General features: G+C 63.3%; 16 protein-coding genes and 1 tRNA gene. 5 read left to right on the plus strand and 12 right to left on the minus strand.

Features of this window, described 5'->3' with window-relative positions:
• Positions 1–370 precede the first annotated feature (370 nt).
• From VGN72_01555 to VGN72_01580, 6 genes are all read right to left on the minus strand, one after another.
• Positions 371–1,894, minus strand: a complete 1,524-nt coding sequence (locus VGN72_01555) for a mercuric reductase (protein ID HEV7298021.1) — start codon at positions 1,892–1,894, stop codon at positions 371–373.
• Positions 1,891–2,751: a sterol desaturase family protein gene (locus VGN72_01560; protein HEV7298022.1), complete on the minus strand. Its 861-nt coding sequence runs from the start codon at positions 2,749–2,751 to the stop codon at positions 1,891–1,893. The genes VGN72_01555 and VGN72_01560 overlap by 4 nt, the downstream gene beginning before the upstream one ends.
• Positions 2,723–3,481, minus strand: coding sequence for a TIGR04283 family arsenosugar biosynthesis glycosyltransferase (locus VGN72_01565; GenBank protein HEV7298023.1), 759 nt, complete (start codon positions 3,479–3,481; stop codon positions 2,723–2,725). Before VGN72_01565 ends, VGN72_01560 begins: the two co-directional genes overlap by 29 nt.
• Positions 3,478–5,154: a TIGR04282 family arsenosugar biosynthesis glycosyltransferase gene (locus VGN72_01570; protein ID HEV7298024.1), complete on the minus strand. Its 1,677-nt coding sequence runs from the start codon at positions 5,152–5,154 to the stop codon at positions 3,478–3,480. The genes VGN72_01565 and VGN72_01570 overlap by 4 nt, the downstream gene beginning before the upstream one ends.
• Positions 5,151–6,134: an arsenosugar biosynthesis radical SAM (seleno)protein ArsS gene (arsS, locus tag VGN72_01575; protein ID HEV7298025.1), complete on the minus strand. Its 984-nt coding sequence runs from the start codon at positions 6,132–6,134 to the stop codon at positions 5,151–5,153. Before arsS ends, VGN72_01570 begins: the two co-directional genes overlap by 4 nt.
• Positions 6,135–6,345: 211 nt before the next feature.
• Positions 6,346–6,435 (minus strand) — tRNA-Ser (locus tag VGN72_01580).
• Positions 6,436–6,558: 123 nt separating this feature from the next.
• Here VGN72_01580 and VGN72_01585 point away from each other — a divergent pair.
• From VGN72_01585 to VGN72_01605, 5 genes are all read left to right on the plus strand, one after another.
• Positions 6,559–7,767: a Gfo/Idh/MocA family oxidoreductase gene (locus tag VGN72_01585; GenBank protein ID HEV7298026.1), complete on the plus strand. Its 1,209-nt coding sequence runs from the start codon at positions 6,559–6,561 to the stop codon at positions 7,765–7,767.
• A gap of 114 nt (positions 7,768–7,881) precedes the next feature.
• Positions 7,882–8,895, plus strand: coding sequence for a Gfo/Idh/MocA family oxidoreductase (locus tag VGN72_01590; GenBank protein HEV7298027.1), 1,014 nt, complete (start codon positions 7,882–7,884; stop codon positions 8,893–8,895).
• A 234-nt stretch (positions 8,896–9,129) separates the two neighbouring features.
• Positions 9,130–9,708, plus strand: coding sequence for a HEAT repeat domain-containing protein (locus VGN72_01595; GenBank protein ID HEV7298028.1), 579 nt, complete (start codon positions 9,130–9,132; stop codon positions 9,706–9,708).
• Positions 9,709–9,757: 49 nt separating this feature from the next.
• A complete protein-coding gene (locus VGN72_01600; protein HEV7298029.1) occupies positions 9,758–9,952 on the plus strand; it encodes a hypothetical protein in 195 nt (64 codons plus the stop codon).
• Positions 9,953–10,083: 131 nt separating this feature from the next.
• Positions 10,084–10,587 (plus strand): hypothetical protein, encoded by a 504-nt coding sequence (locus VGN72_01605; GenBank protein HEV7298030.1) that lies wholly within the window; start codon positions 10,084–10,086, stop codon positions 10,585–10,587.
• 588 nt (positions 10,588–11,175) lie between these two features.
• On the opposite strand, the gene VGN72_01610 is transcribed toward VGN72_01605, so the two are convergent.
• The 6 genes from VGN72_01610 to VGN72_01635 all read right to left on the minus strand — a co-directional run bounded on the left by VGN72_01610 (position 11,176) and on the right by VGN72_01635 (position 15,682).
• Positions 11,176–11,697 carry a hypothetical protein gene (locus VGN72_01610; protein HEV7298031.1) on the minus strand — a complete coding sequence of 174 codons (522 nt, stop codon included), beginning with the start codon at positions 11,695–11,697 and terminating at the stop codon, positions 11,176–11,178.
• Between the two features lie 267 nt (positions 11,698–11,964).
• The gene (locus tag VGN72_01615) at positions 11,965–12,567 is read right to left on the minus strand and encodes a hypothetical protein (GenBank protein HEV7298032.1); all 603 of its coding nucleotides are present in this window, start codon (positions 12,565–12,567) and stop codon (positions 11,965–11,967) included.
• Between the two features lie 83 nt (positions 12,568–12,650).
• Positions 12,651–13,310 carry a hypothetical protein gene (locus VGN72_01620; GenBank protein HEV7298033.1) on the minus strand — a complete coding sequence of 220 codons (660 nt, stop codon included), beginning with the start codon at positions 13,308–13,310 and terminating at the stop codon, positions 12,651–12,653.
• A 191-nt stretch (positions 13,311–13,501) separates the two neighbouring features.
• Positions 13,502–13,903 carry a hypothetical protein gene (locus VGN72_01625; GenBank protein ID HEV7298034.1) on the minus strand — a complete coding sequence of 134 codons (402 nt, stop codon included), beginning with the start codon at positions 13,901–13,903 and terminating at the stop codon, positions 13,502–13,504.
• Positions 13,904–14,685: 782 nt separating this feature from the next.
• Positions 14,686–15,270, minus strand: coding sequence for a hypothetical protein (locus tag VGN72_01630; protein ID HEV7298035.1), 585 nt, complete (start codon positions 15,268–15,270; stop codon positions 14,686–14,688).
• A complete protein-coding gene (locus tag VGN72_01635; protein HEV7298036.1) occupies positions 15,239–15,682 on the minus strand; it encodes a hypothetical protein in 444 nt (147 codons plus the stop codon). The genes VGN72_01630 and VGN72_01635 overlap by 32 nt, the downstream gene beginning before the upstream one ends.
• Positions 15,683–15,961: the final 279 nt, after the last annotated feature.

Below are 15,961 nucleotides of genomic sequence, written 5' to 3' on the forward strand. Positions count from 1 at the left end.
ATGACACAGCTTACGGACCGCTATGGTATGGGGTGTCGGGCTACTGACAACACAATTTACGGGAACGAAATGAATTTTTTCATTTATGAAATAAAGGTCACGCGATGGCAGCGGACTCGGCAATGTTAGCTTTGATTTAGGGTGTTCTGGCAACATCGAAAACGCGCTCCCCGGCTCTAGGCAGGTAAGAGAAGCCAAGCGTCTCCAAAAACGAGCCATTCCGCACGATCGTTACCGAGCACCGATCTTACACCGACCGCCCCCGTCGACCGGTCTCGTCCATAACAGATTGCATGGCGTGGCCCACCACATTCCTATGGTGTGACTGGGAACGCCCGTTTGCTAACGGACGAATTTCGGTGGCTTCAATCTACCCACGGCTTCGGCCGACCCATCGCCGCACCAGGCGCATCTTCCATCCCGCCAGCCAATCCTGAACCGCGGCGTCGGCGGCCTTCTTGATCGTGTCGGCGTGCGTGGGGTAGGGAAAGATGACGTCCGCCAGCGCGGCCAACCGCTGCCCCTTCGTCATGGCTGCGGTCAACATTGCGATCAACTCGCCCGCTCGCGTGCCGACGCAGGTGGCGCTAATGATGCGCCCGTTGCCCTGATCGACCGTGACAGCGAGAAAACCTTCTTCATCGCCGTCGGTCTGCGCTCGGTCGATCTCGCTCATCGGCACCGTATACGTCTTGCGGCCCGGCGACCCGGTTGGCGGTTCGACCGGGCCGACTTGGGCCAGTTCTGGCTCGGTATACGTGACGTGCGGCACGACTTGGCGGCTCCATCGCTTCAGCCGTAGCAACAGCGCGTTCTGCACCGCCAGCCGTGCGGATGCGTCGGCGGTGTGGGTGAACTTTTCCTTCAGGCAGATGTCACCGGCGGCGTAGATGTGCGGGTTGGTGGTGCGCAGGAAGTCGTTGACGGTCACGCCATGCTCGTCATGTTCGACGCCGGCAATGTCCAGGCCCAGACCGTCCACGTTCGGTGAACGTCCAATGCCGATTAGCACCGCATCGACATCAATCGATTCCGCTTTGCCCGCCGACCGCAGGTGTACGTGCGTCGTAGAGCCGTCGCGATTGACACGTTCAACTTGCGTGCCGGCTCGAACGTCGACGCCATCCCGTCGAAGGGCCTGCATCAGCACCTCCGCAGCCCGGCGATGTTCGTGCGGCAGGAAGCGATCGTTGCGCTCGATCAGCGTGACCGTCGACCCCAGCCGCGCGAACGCCTGCGCCATCTCGCAGCCGAGCGGCCCGCCTCCAACGATAGCCAGGCGGTCCGGCCGTCGGGTGAGGTTGAAGATCGTCTCGTTCGTGTAGAACCCTGCCTTGGCCAGTCCCGGAATGTCAGGCACCTTCGGGCTGCTACCGGTCGCGATGATCGCCTTACGAAAGCGCAGCGGCACGCCATCCACCTGCACGGTATCGGCGGCGCTGAAGCGGGCGTTGCCGAACATGACGTCGACTCCGTACTTGTCGCTGAACGCGTGGGCGGCGTCGGCGCGGCTGATCTGGCTGCGCTTTGACCGCACCCAGTCCATGGCTTTAGCGAAGTCGATCATCGCGTCGCCAGCCTGCAGCCCGAACCGTTCGGCGTCGCGCACCTCCGCAGCGGCGCGGGCGCAGCGCAGCAGGGCCTTCGACGGTACGCAGCCCGTGATCAGGCAATCGCCACCGGTGTAAGCGCGCTCGATCAGCGCGACGCGCGCGCCCAGCAGTGAACCGACACCTGCGCTTACCAGCCCCGCGGTGCCGCCGCCAACTACAACCAGGTCGTACCGATCGGCAGGCGCAGGATTGCGCCAGCCAGCCGGGTGCGTGTTGGCCGCCGTAACGCGGTCGTGTAGGTCATCCGGCAGAAGTTGGTCGTGTGGCGCGTCCGGCGTCATCTTGCGTCGTCCCGTTCGACCGCCTGCGGTGGTAGCGCCCGATTATCCGCCACCGGCAGCGTGATGAGCTTGCCGAGCGTGACCTGTCGTGGCTCGCGCAGTTCCGGCACGCCGATGTCCAGCAGCGCGTCGTCCAGCTTGGGGTGCCGGCGGAACGTGCCGTGCAGCCAATCCCAGATCGTCAGGCCGCTGGACCAGTTCGAGTTCACCTCGTCTGGCTCCAGCGAATGGTGAATGCCGTGCAACCGCGGTGTGACGATCAGCTTTGACAGCCAGCGTTCGGTTGCGCGCGGCAGGCCAATGTTGGAATGGTGGAACATCACTTCGATGAGCAACAGCGTGCCCCAGATGGAGAGCGCTCGTCTGGAGATGCCGAAGACGAGCACTTGGGCAGCGCGGAACAGCACCGAGATCAGGATCTCGCCAAAGTGAAACCGCAGGCCGGTCGAGGCGTTCATGTCCAGGTCGGCGTGGTGCACGCGATGGAACCGCCACAGCAATGGCACCTTGTGGGCCAGGTAGTGCCAATGATAGAGCGTGACGTCGAGCAGTAGGCACCCCAGCACGGTGTCGACCGCCGACGGTAGCCGCAGCGCCGGCAGCAGGCCGATGCTGCGTTCTCGCACGAGCAGTGTGAGGCGGTTCGTGATCGGCCGTTCCGCCAGTTGCATCACCGCGCCGGCCATGCCGGCGATGGCGATGTTGCGCGCATCGTGCGTGGCGGTGGGTTCGTGCGTCTTGCGGCGAAGGGGGTAGCGCCGTTCCAGCCACGCCAGCGCAACGAAGCCGCCGAGCACCGCGGCACCGGTGATCCAGAGCGGCAGATCTTTATCGCGGGTTGGCCGATAGGTCGGCATGATGCGTTCCCTTCGCCTTGTCGGTCGTCCAACTGCGCCATGCGCGCCCGGGCACACGAATGTGTTCGTAGAACCGGCCGAGCCAGATCGGCGACGCGCCGAGCCAGTACAGCACCTGCATGAACGTCCACCGTGCGAACACGAGCGCAAACGACCGCCCCGCGAATCGACGAGAAGACGTGATAACCGTCGCCGGCACGCGCACAAAGCGGCCGCGACGGCGCAAACGGCGCAGCAGGTCGAGGTCTTCGAAGATCGGGTACGGTCGAAAGCCACCGACGGCGTCGTAGGCATCTCGCCGCACGAAATAACCCGAATCACCATACCGCAGGCCGATCCACGACAGGTGGCGATACACCCACGTCAGGAACTTCGCCGACGCGAAGTCGCCGTCGAAGTGGATGTCGAAGTTCCCGCCAATCGCCTGCGGATCGCGCAGCGCTTGTTCGATCTGCGTCGCACCGTCCGGCGGGGGCAGGGTGTCGGCGTGCAGGAACCAGAGGGCATCCCCGGTCGCTGCGCTTGCGCCAACGTGCATCTGGCTGCCACGCCCGCGCGGGCCGTTGATCACGCGTACGCCCGGCCGCTCGGCGACGGCAACGGTGCCGTCGGTGCTGCCGCCATCCACCACGATCACCTCGAGTGGTGCGACGCGTGCCATCACCGCTCGCAGTGTATCGTCGATCGTCACGGCCTCGTTCAGCACCGGTATGACGACGCTCAGCTTCATCGGACCCCCGCGTGCATCGCAATGGGCGGCGTCGTCGACTGCTCAAGCCGCCGGCGATAGCGCAGCACGGCCAGCGGGTCAAGCTCGGGCAGCCGGGCGAGATCAGGGGCGGCGGCCTCAAAATGCGAGCGGTCGAACTGCACGTCGGCGATCAGGTAGGGGACGAACGGCGCTAGCGCCCGGTCGAGCAGGCGCGATGTCAACGGCAACTCGCGCGGCGACAGGGCGGGGTCCAACACCACGCTCCAAGACGATTGCTCGGCAGCGCAAAGCTCGGCGATGTCGGCGACGCGTAACGGTCGCCGCGCGGTCAGGTGATACGTGTGATGGTCGACGGTCGGTCGCGCCGCCAGCGTCGTCATCGCCTCATACAGCCAGTCGGCGTGGACGGCGTTAATTCCCGCATCGCGCGGCAATCGCAGCACGAGCGGCTCGCCCGTTCGTGACGCCGTCAGCACAGCGGCGCCGACCAGGTCGATGATCTTGAACGCCGACTCTGCCGCCGGGGCGTCCTCCACGACCACGCTGGGCCGCAGGATGCACCCGCGCAGCCCGGCCGACAAGGCGGCCCGCACGTGATGCTCAGCCGCGAACTTCGACGCCTCATAGCTGTTGCGAAAGTCGCGCGGCGAGCCATCGTCTTCACATACGGTGCCGATGTTCTCACCGCACACGTACGCCGTGCTGATGTGGAACAACCGCGGCGGTCGCGGCAGCGACATGAGCGCGTCGACGACGGTCCGCGTGCCTCCGTCGTTCACGCGCCACGCGACCTCCTGACTGTCGCGGCCGTGCATGTTAGTGCTGCCTGCGAAGTGCCAGAAGTCGTCCGCTTCTGCAAGCGACTGTCGCTGCGAAGGCGTGAGGTCGAACGCTGTCAGGTCGCACGGCAATTCGGTGATCTGCTCGCGAAACTGTGTGAGCAACTGCTGGTACGCGACCGATCGCACGCCCGGCCGCACGAGCGCGATTGCGCGCGTCGCAGGCGATTGGTGCAACAGGCGACTTAGGAAGTGCGTGCCAAGCGCCCCGGTGGCGCCGGTGAGTGCGACACAGGTCGCCGCATAAGTCGCAGTCGTTAGCGGCAGGTCTTCAGGCAGATCAACATCACCCAGCGGTGGCAGCTCCGCGATGTCCAACCCAACCGCGGCCGCTGCGGTGCGTGTTTGGGCAGCGACTCGGGACGTGCTCCAGTCGATGCCATAAAACAGGTTGGCGTTGAACCGCCGCATGCCGATCAGGTAGTAGCCTCCATCGGTCGCCGGGCCGATCGCTACGTCGGCGTCTCGCATCGCGCTGAACGCGCCAGCGAGATGTTCGCACGTAAGGCCCGGGCAGTCGGTGCCGATGATGACGACCGGTCCACCTGCCTCAAATGCCTTCGTCCCAGCGGCGATCAATCGTGCGCCCAGGTCCGCGTGATGCTGTGGCACGAGGGCCCACGGTCCGTTGCCGTAGAGTTCTGTGACTGCGGAAAGATCACCGCTCACGTGCAGTTGGATCGCCACCTGGTGCGACGCCGCCAATCGCCGCGCGACGGCCAGCGTGTGCAACGTCATGCGGTGCTGCAGGATCGCGGCACCATGAGTGCCGAGCGCTGGGATCAACCGCGTCTTTGCCAGTCCCGGTTGCGGATGGCGGATGAAGACGACTAGCGTCGGGCCGCTCATCATGCCAGCGCCCCGCCACAGCTGGACCCGCTGCCAGCGGTACAGCCGAAGCAGTGTTCACCCGTCGCCACCAGCCGCTTCAGGTGTGTCGCAGGATCAAAGTCGTTGATGTGCCGACACGTGGTCGAGTTCACCGGCAGGTTCAGCGCGAAGTTGAAGTCGCAGTCGTAGAGCGTGCCGTCCCACCCCACGTGCAGCTGGTGCCGGCACATCAGGCCGTCGACCGTTTGCGGGTTGAAGCTGTTGCGCAGCAGCTCGACGTACGGCGCATCTTTGCCCTCGCGCGCCAGGTCGTGCAGGAATCGCCCGATCGGCAGGTTGGTGATCGTCAGCAACCGCGTGAACTCGATGTCAAACCGCGCGCGCAGTTCCCGGCGATAATCCGCCTCCAGCGACTGCTGGGCCGGGGGTAGTTTCGCCCCTAACGGGTTATAGACGAGGTCCAACGGCAGTTGCGGCTCGACGCCAAAGCCCGCTGCGTTCAGTCGGCGGATCGCTTCCACGCTTCCGTTGTACGTGCCGTGTCCGCGCTGGCGGTCGACGTTGGATTCGAGATAGCAGGGCAGCGACGCGATCAGATGGACCGCTTGATCCCGCATGAACGCGACGAGCTCCGCGTACGCTGGCTCCAGTAGTATCGTAAGGTTCGTGCGTACGATGACGGCCAGATCCTGCCGGCGGGCGGCGCTTACGAACTGGCGGAAATGCGGGTGCATCTCGGGCGCGCCCCCGGTAATGTCCAACGTGGTCGCCCCCGCGCTACGTGCCGCTGCCAGCACCGCGAGCATGGTGGGCCAGCTCATCTCTTCCGTCCGCTTCGGCGACGATTCGACATGACAATGCCGGCACGCCAGATTGCATCGCAGTCCGATGTTCACCTGCACCGTACCAATGCCCGCAGCATCCAACGGCGCGCCCCATTGCGCCCGCACCGCCTGATCGAAGGCATTGTCCATCTGCAACAACGGAAGTGACAGCGACATCGGCGACATCCACAAGCGGTTCCGGTTGCGCATCTCACAGACGCGCTCGCCCATTCTAGCCCGCCCGGTTTTGCCGGGGCCACCAGTAAACGCCGTAAAATTGCTGTCGGGGGCACTGGCACCTGGGGCCACTGGTACCGAGATTCAAACGTCGCGCCCCAACGAAAAAGCCCTTCAACGCACGCGTTGAAGGGCTCATCGTCTCGGACAGCGGAGAGGGGGGGATTCGAACCCCCGGTACAGGTTTACCCCGTACAACAGTTTAGCAAACTGTCGCCTTAAGCCGCTCGGCCACCTCTCCGGACGCGTTGCAGTTTATTCGAGGCGGCCAGAAAGGCAAGGGGTAACGTAGTGGCCGCGTTGCGCCTTGCATCGGGTGGGCGGGGCGCGTTCAATGGTGGGTGGTATGGGCAATACTTTTCGGATGGCGGTCGTTGGTTTGGGTGGGTACGCGGGCTCGATGGCGGAACTGTTGACGGCGTACACGAAGCAGGCGGGCGCGACCGTTTCCTTCGTCGCCGCGTGCGACCCCAACCTGGCCCAGCACGCCGAGCGCGTCCAGCGACTACGTGATCAGGGCGTGAAGGTGCTGGACCGCTTCGAAGATGTGCTGAACGAGCCGATCGACGCCGTCTGGCTACCGCTGCCCATCCAACTGCATCGCCCGTTCACCGAGCAGGCCCTGGCCGCCGGCAAGGCGGTGCTGTGCGAGAAGCCGGCCGCCGGCAGTTTGCAGGACGTCGACGCGATGATCGCCGCCAGCGAGCGGGCGAACCGCCCCGTGGCAATCGGTTTCCAGGACGTCTACGACCCCACGATGCTCCAGTTGAAGCGGCGCCTGCTCGACGGGCTGATCGGCGACATCACCGCGACGCGCCTCATGGCCTGCTGGCCGCGCGACAACAGCTATTACGCGCGCAGCGGCTGGGCGGGGCGCGTGAAGGTGGAGGACGCTTGGGTGCTCGATAGCCCGGCGAATAACGCGCTGGCGCACCCCGTGAACCTGGCGCTCTACCTGCTGGGCGACGAGTCGCACCGCTGGGCGGAACTGCGATCGGTCGAGGCCGAGTTGTACCGCGCCTATCCTATTGAAAACTTCGACACCTGCAGCATCCGCGTCGCCACCGGCAAGGGCCCGCTGTTGACGCAGTTCACGCACGCCTGCCGGCGGCAGATCCACCCGGTCATCCACATCGAAGGCACCGCCGGTCGGGTGGCGGTCGAGCTGTTCGGGGCCGTGCACATCACCACGGCCAATGGCACCGAGACGGTCCCGCGTTCATCGAACAACCGGTTCGACATGGTGCGCAACTTCGCCAATTGGGTGCAGGGCCGCCCCTGCGATTGCACGGTGACGAGCGTGCGCGACGCGCGGGCGCACGCGATGGTCATCAACGGCGCCGCCGAGGCGACTGCCGTCCGCGACGTGGCGGGGCCCTACGTGGAACACGGGCAGATGCCGACCGCGGGCGTCGGCCGATGGATCACCGGCATCGAAGACGCCATCACGCATGCCAACGAACATGGCCAGATGCTGCACGAATCGAAGCAGGCGCCGTGGACCGCAGCGCCGGGCACACTGTCGCTGCAGGGTTATTCATCGTTCACAGGCCCGCCGCCGACTATGCGATAAGCGCACTCACGCGCACTGTTGCTCGCGCAACGGAACGCGAAGGCTTTATCGATAGTCACTACGGCCGCGTTCTGGCGATTCGGCACCCGTTCCCGTATCGTTTTTTGATTCAACATGACGAACACCGACACAACGTCCTCACCGCTCCCCGTCGCCGTCATCGGTTGCGGGCGAATGGGCCGGCTGCACGCGCGCGTCTACTCGCAGATCCCGCAGGTGAAGCTCGTCGGCGTCTACGATGCCAACCTCGAATCCGCCAAGGCCACCGCCAGCGAGTATGGCGGTGAAGGGTTCGACTCGATCGACCGCCTGCTCGACCGCGCCCGCGCCGTCACCATCGCCACGCCCACCACCACGCACCTGGCCCTCGCCACCGCCTGCATCACGCGCGGCGTCGCCTGTCTGGTTGAAAAGCCCCTCGCCAAAGATGTCGCCGAGGCCAGGCAGATCGCCGACCTCGCGCGGCAGCACAACGTCACCGTGCAGGTGGGGCACATCGAGCGCTTCAACCCCGCCGTGCGCGCGATGGCGCGGCTGAACGTGGCCCCGCGCTTCATGGAGGTCATCCGCATCTCCCCGCTCACGTTCCGCAGCATCGACGTCGGCGTGGTGCTGGACATGATGATCCACGACATCGACATCATCCTGAACCTCGCCGGCTCACCGGTCAAAACCGTCGACGCCGTCGGCGTCGCCGTCATCGGTGAACACGAGGACGTCTGCAACGCCCGCCTCACGTTCGACAACGGCTGCGTCGCCAACCTCACCGCCTCCCGCCTCGCCCTCAAGACCGAGCGCAAGCTGCGCGTCTTCAGCCCCGAGGCGTACGTCTCCATCGACTACCAGAAGCGCCACGGCATGCTCGTGCGCAAGGGCCCCAACATGGCCGCCGTGCGGGACGCCGTCGCCGCCATGAAGCGGGGCGAGACGCACGACCTCTCCGGCCTGAACCCCGACGGCCTCGTCGAGATGGAAGAACTCGCCATCGACGACGTCGAACCCCTGCGTGCCGAGCTCGACGCCTTCATCGAATCCGTCACCACCGGCCAGCGCCCCCACGTCAACGCCGACGACGGCCTCGCCGCCGTCGAGACGGCGACGCGCATCGTGCAGGCGATCACGCGCTGACCGGCGGGTGGCACAGGTTGTGTACTCACAACCTGTAGTGCCGTGCGGCCCGCACTGTCGACGCTGCGGGGTGGCAGGATCAGTCTTGTAGGGTCCGCTCGTACCCCTGCGGACCGCCTCTCGTCCGGGGGAGAAGAACGGTCCGCAGGCGTACCAGCGGACCCTACGTTACTAGACTGGTAACGTGCGATGGTCGGTATCGCCTTACGCAGCTGATTCGTAGCACGAGTGGCAATGCGAAAAGACATTACTGTGTTAATAGGCATCGCGACAGCAGGGTTATTCATCGCTGCAGCGCCGTACTTCGATCTGTACAAACGACGCAGCGTGCTCGACCGCCTCACGGAGCAGCGACAGAAACTGACGTCAGATCCGCATGATCGTTATGCGATGAACGAGTTGATTGATTCGTTGAAGTCACATAACAGCCATGAACGATCAACTGCAGCTGCCTGTCTGAGGCAGCTTGGTAGCGTCGCCGAACCTGCGGTGCCGGCGCTAATCGAGGTGGCCAGAAGTAACGATCCGTATGCCGCACGCGAATCGGTGATCGCGCTAGGTGAAGTAGGTGGGCCAGCGGCAAGTTCGCTTCCGACTTTGATCGAGCTGATAAAGACAAAGCCCGACAGTTTGGGAGCCTACGCCGCAGACGCGATAGGGAAGATCGCAGACGTTTCGGACGACGAAGCAAGGTTGGTGCTTGAGCATGCTACTAAGGGTGAAAGTAGCTTGTTAAGGGACAGTGCTACTGCCAGCTTACAAAAGCTACAACTTAAGCACAGGGCGGGAACGCTGGGGCCGCCCACCAACTAGTCTTGTAGGGTCCGCAGGAGTACCAGCAGACCCTACGAAGCTGATCGTCGTGCTCGACGACCGCGCGCTGCCGAAGGTCGGCGGCGCCACGATGATCGGGTTCTGGATCGGCGTCGCCGTCGTGATGTTTCGCCGCCCGCACGATCCCAGCCCCCGCGACCTGCTCTACATCCGCTGGGGCTACCCCGCGATGCTGATCCTCGTGCTCGTCTGCCTTCCCCTCACCGGCGTGCTGCGGGGGTAGTCGAAACTCAGTGAAGTAGGGTGTGCTTCAGCACACGTCTTGGTGACGCCGACAGATCGTGTGCTAAAGCACACCCTCCTCCACTGACCGACGGTATGCTGGTCGGGGTGAGACGCGTTCTGATCAATGGCGTGGCCGTCCTGTCGGCGGTGCTCTTCGTGGCGGCGGGGGGGATGTGGGTGCGGAGCCAACTCGTGGCCGAGGGAGTTACCCGCGGGTTCGGCTGGTTCTCTCTCATGGCCGCGTCGAGGTTTGGGCGGCTTTCGATTGAGCTGAACTATTCTGCTCACAACCAGCCGTTTCTTTACGAAGCGCGATGGGGTGTCTCCGAAGAAGCCTACTTCGATATGAGTACGCATACGCTCGGCTTCGGTTTCCATCACAATCCTAGCACAGTCTTCGGGCCAACGGTTTTCCTCTCCGTTCCCTACTGGTACCTGCTCATCCTCTTCGCCATCCTGCCCCTCATCCGCTGGGGGATGCAGCAGCGCGTTGTGGTGGGCGGGGTGTGCCGTCAATGCGGCTACGACCTGCGCGCCACGCCCGACCGCTGTCCGGAATGCGGGGCGGTGGCGGGCGGGACGACGGAGCGGGCGGGGCGCGGCGGGGCGCGGCCCGGGGCGGGTGACCCTTGAGTCTTGTAGGGTCCGCTGGTACGCCCGCGGACGACCATTCCCTCGGCTAACGAAAGCGGTCCGCAGGGGTACCTGCGGACCCTACGAGACTGCATCGGCAGGTTATCTGCCCGTGTTACCGCCACTGGTACGCAGCCGCGTTAGCCACAACATCAGCGGCATCACGCTCCAAGAAAGCGAACTGCTGTTGGAGCGCGGAGGAGGCCTCGCGAGCGGACGCCGCAAGATCGCTCTGCCGCCAATGCCGATCCGCGACAGCCTCCACCCAAATCTCGTGGAACAGTTGTGCGTTTACGGCATCGAGCGACGCAGCGATCGAATCCCGAAACAACCAGGGTGACCTCATGTCGAAGCGCCGGATAGCAGCCACGATGGTCCCGTTCGATTCCATGTGCCGAGGGCAGAGAACTACTATTACATCGTCCCCGTAGACGTATTATCCGCCGCCCCGAGCAGCGTCATCTCCGGCAGGTTATAGCGGCGAATCTCCGACCGCAATCAAATGGTTGTGGGAGATAAGGGCTCGGGAGTTGAATCACGATTTGACTCCCGACCCCTTATCTCCCGCCGCCCGCCGTACCTCCGCCGTCAGACCTTCGGAACGCGGCTGCGCTCAAGGTCGAGATATTCCCAGCGAGCACCGGGATACAACTCCGCGCGGAGCCGCGCGAGCGTCTCGGCATCGTTGAACAACTCCGCGTACGCGAAGAACGGCACGCCCGGCCCCTCCGTGTAGTCCATGACGCTCAGGACGATCCGCGGATCGGTGATGATGTTCTGCCGGACGTGCAGCATCGCGCGGACGAAGATGCGTGCGATCTCCTCTTCCTGCCCGCGGCCTTCTAGCGGCGCGAGGAGGTCGTTGGGTTCGTCGAACAGGTCTTCCCGGTAGAAGTAGTACCCGCAGTCGGCCGGGCTCCACCTCTCCTCCTTGTGCCTTGACCGTGCTCGCTGTGCTTCGGTGAGCACGGCCGCACGGCAACTCTGGAAGATGTCGTGCATCAGGAAGAAGCCGTAGATCCGCTCCGAGGCGAGTTCTGACAGCGCCTCCTTAGCTGCCGCTTCCATCGATCGGCGTACCGCCTCGTCCAGCTTCTGGAGCGTCGTCATTGGACCCCCGGCGGAGCATAACTAGTGATTGATCCGACCGGCGCGCGCCGATCAGCGTGCCGCCGGTGGACATTAGGCGCAAGCGGCAACTGGCGGTCAAGCGGGAAGTTACGGGCGGTGGCGGGGCGGGGCGGGGCGGGGCGGGCGGGATGATATCGCGCCGGGGGGGCTGCTGGGGCGAGGAAGGATAACGGGACAGGTCCAATTACTCATTTCACTGGACCTGTCCCGTTATCTGTTCCCGCCGCTACACCGATTCGATGTGCGTCACCTTTTCCGTCCTTTATCGATCCCGTGGATGTCTCCTTTTTCGTGCGTGTCCAGTGGAAGTTCCTCAAAGGTCACCCTGCCGTCCACCGTCCGACGTATGAACCTGCCATCGAATCGACCGGCCACGATCTTCAGGTACACCGTCGGCACGTCCCATGCCTGCCCGGGACTCGGGTTTCCAAGCTTAAACGTGACGTATAGGACGACCTCGCCGCTCGGGCCCACGCTCGCCACGAGCAAGGCCGTGTTGACCATTGGCCGGTCGAGGTCGAGTAGCGCTGCTGGCGGTACTTCCACGCGAAATCGCTCGTTGCTCAGCGTTACGGCCGTGACCCGGCGGGCGCCCTTGCCTTCGTCATCTGCCGACGACTCGATGACGACCGTCGTCGGCCCCAATTTCCCGAACGTAGTGGTCGTGAAGCTGACTCGGTCCCATGGGACGATGTCCTCCTCAGTCGCCCTCACGGCGAGCGTGCACATCGTCCCGACCACCAGTAGTGCGAGTAACAGTGCAGGAGGCATTGGCATCATCCTTATGATGTTGCGCCGGTTGGCTGTTTCACCAGTTTCTATGGAGGGTCTAAAGGGGTCGAGAGTCATTGTTCCACCGCATTATAGACTCCCGACCCCATTATCGACCCCCACAGGTTGGGCGTACCAACCCGTGCCACCCGCCGGGCGCCTCACTTCCCAGCCGCGTCTTTAGGCAGAACATCGTGAAGCGCTTGGACGATCTGCGCGTGCACGCGCTGCGTTTGGGTGACGATGAGATGGCCGTCAAGCTCGCGGATCGAGCCGATTGGTCCGCCGGCCGCTTTCCAGGACAGCGGGTCGAGCCCGCGGACGCGCTGGGCGACGGCCTCTACATCTTCGGCGCGCGACGCGTCATTCGTGATGGCAGCTCGAATGTCGTAGACCGTCGTCCAAAGATTCGCCGCCAGGTCATTTGAAGTGGAAACGACGATCGTGCCCTTGTCGAGCTGGTGACCCAGGCTCACCTGCGTTCCGCCGACATGATCCAGCAACGTAGTGAGCGCCTCGTCAATCGAGCGATCCGACAAGTCGATCGTCACGGGCAGATCTTTCGTCGCTCGTGCTTTTTCAAGGACGTCCCAGTTCACGAAAATCGGTCGTTGCCCGGCCAGTTGCAGGGAGTTAATCGCGCTCTCGAAGGATGCGCCGCGGAGGATCATCGCACCCGTCCGTCGTTCAAGTTGCGTGGCGGGCTGCGTTGCAGTCCGACTCGAAGGCTGAGTTGTTGCCGCCCCCGACAACATGAACATCGTGCCCAGGCTTGCGATCGCGCCGACGATCACCCATGTACTGATCGACTTCGGACTCATGGTGGCCTCCAAAATTCAGTCCTCGCGGGGCAAAGGAACGGAAAAGGGGACATCCAGAATATCCACACAGGATCGTTGACGGGCCAACACCGCGAACGGATATTCTGGATGTCCCCTTTTCTGGTCCCTCCTGCGGACCGCCTCTCGGTCGGGGACGGGAACGGTCCGCAGGAGTACCGGCGGACCCTACGTCACTGCAAACATCCCTCGAAAACCAGGTCGCGGATGTTTTCGGGGAACGGGTCGCTGATCTCGTGTCCCCGCACATAAAGTGAAACCTCTAGAATATCAGGAGAGTACAAATAAGCGTCGTATGGTCTTGGGGGATTGATCCTATCAGCCGGAAGCTTTATCTCGGTTACGGAACCAATTGCCATGGCCGTAACGCCGCGGTAGCGAAAGTGTATCTCAACACTTTCATTTCTGAGATTCTCACCGATGTAGCCAGCAACTAGCGTTTCATCGTTAGTCTCATTTTTCGAGAAAATGATAATTGAATGGCGTTCGCCATCCACCTCTTGAATCCAGTTTAGGTGACAATCACAGTCCTTGAGAACTCGTTTCGCATCGACCAGCTCTACGTCGATCACCATTACTTTCCAAGCTGCGCGGATCCCATCCGCGAGCTTCCGGAGTATTGCTCTAGGTGATGCGGACGTGAACACGATTGTGTCACTACTCGATGAATCCATTGAAATCTCCTACAACAGTCGATGTTGTAGCGCAACCCATTAGCGAATCCCAGACAACCCACCAATCGGCCCCTTCCTCGGTAGCGCAACGACCAGAAAAGGGGACATCCATCTTTGTTTGCTATCCCGCATTACGTCGTGAGTGCTGCCCTACCTCGGGCGGTGAGGAACAATGCGGGCCAACCATTGGTCACCGTCGACTGCACGAACTGAATCCTCTCAAGCGCTGCGATCTCCCGAGCGAGTTCCTCCTCACCGACCTTCACCGAAGCCTTGATGGTACGCATACCGCGTCATGGCCCGCAATGGCGGCCACGGGCTAATCCGAAGAAGCAAGAAAGACGTCTTTAAGAAGTAGACCCAAAAACCCCCGAACGATCGGGCGACGAATCACGCGACGGCGCAGTTCGCAGCAGGATGAGCGAGAGCAACCCCGGCCAAATTCGAATAACCCGCGGGAGCGTGCCCTGAGCGATCAGGTCATTCACTCCGCCATTTGGAATGAGCCAACCGGGCGTCTTGTAAAGTTGAATAAGGCCGGGCCCCGTAGTCAGACACCACGGCCCGTGACCTTGAATAGTGGTCTGACCCTCACCCGCGCGATCCCGGTGCCAAAGCGAACGATTTACCGCTTGACGAAGGAGCCTTCATAGTGGCTGGTTATGTCGCCCGCCGCGCGGCTCTCATTCGCGCCACGAGCAAATCCACAACACGCGCTCGCCGGCGTCACCTTCACACCACGCGTTGTCGCTGGAGACCAGGAACTCGGCAAACCGCGCCGCTGCTTCGTCCGGATTGAATGCCACCCGCATCGCGTGTGCGAACTCGGATCGCTCGGCCAGCGATCTTGCCGCATCGAAGTCACCGCTTGCGAGCAACTTCAAAACCTGAGCTCGTACCTCGTCGAACGCGCGAAGCCGTGAATCCTTCTTCTCGGTGCCGCTCGTCAAGCGGCCCTTACGGTCAACGGCGCGGGGAGTCGTCCACAACAGGAAGGCGCTGTGTTGCGGCTTCCATACGTTCGCGATGGCGCGCTCTGCCCCCGGCCGCATCTTGTCGAGCCACGCGGCCCGCGTTGGATCGTTAGGGTGAGTGGCTGCTTCGGGCGACATAACGGACCAACGTTCAATGGCCGGCACCGCGCCGATCGACTTAGAGACTATCAAAACACCCGACGCGGGGCCGGTCCATTGCAGCGTCTGGTTATGCAGCGGCTGGACGCCGGAACCGCGCTGCTCAGTCGTCCTCGATATAAACCGCCGCACCACTCTCTGTGCGGCTGCGAAGGAACTCGGCAATCGCTGCGGCACAACGAACGCACTCCTGCGTCGTCACTCCCGCGACGTGCGGCATCAGGTCCGACTCCGTCACCCGGGCGAGCAGGTGGATTAGTTCGGCCGCGTCCGAATCGGTCAACTCCTGCGTTCCCGCTGAATATGCGTCGGCCCAGCCCGTGAGCGTGTTCCAGTCTGCCACCACCTTCGGGATGGCCGCGTCCTCTCGCTGCGCGCGGTCGAGGGCTGCGCAGAACAGCGGGTGAATGAACCGGTCACTCACTGGCAAGCTGTCGTCCCAAAAGCCTTCGACGGGCGGGCCGTAGAAGACCACCCCGCTGTCGTCGCCATAGGTCCCGTGCGCGAAGTTGTCGGTATCGGCGGTGGGCATCGCTTCCCGCTGCATAACTACTAATATATCGTCCCCGTAGACGTATTATCCGCCGCCCAAAGCGGCTTCATCTCAGGCAGGATATATCGCCTAATCGCTGGCCGCAATCAAACTGTTGTTGCATGATTGTTTGGGCGATGGTAGGTATCTGCCATGAAGCTGCATCAACAGTTCGTTCGCGTCGCGGCGAGGGAGCGGTTGGCGGGAAACACGGTCGACGTGTACTGGATGTGGGTCGATCGGTTCCTGCGGTTCCACAAGCGGGGCGACGACTGGCGGCACCCGCGCGAGCTG

This window comes from Tepidisphaeraceae bacterium, from assembly GCA_035998445.1.
In the GTDB taxonomy this organism is placed as follows: Bacteria; Planctomycetota; Phycisphaerae; order Tepidisphaerales; family Tepidisphaeraceae; genus DASYHQ01.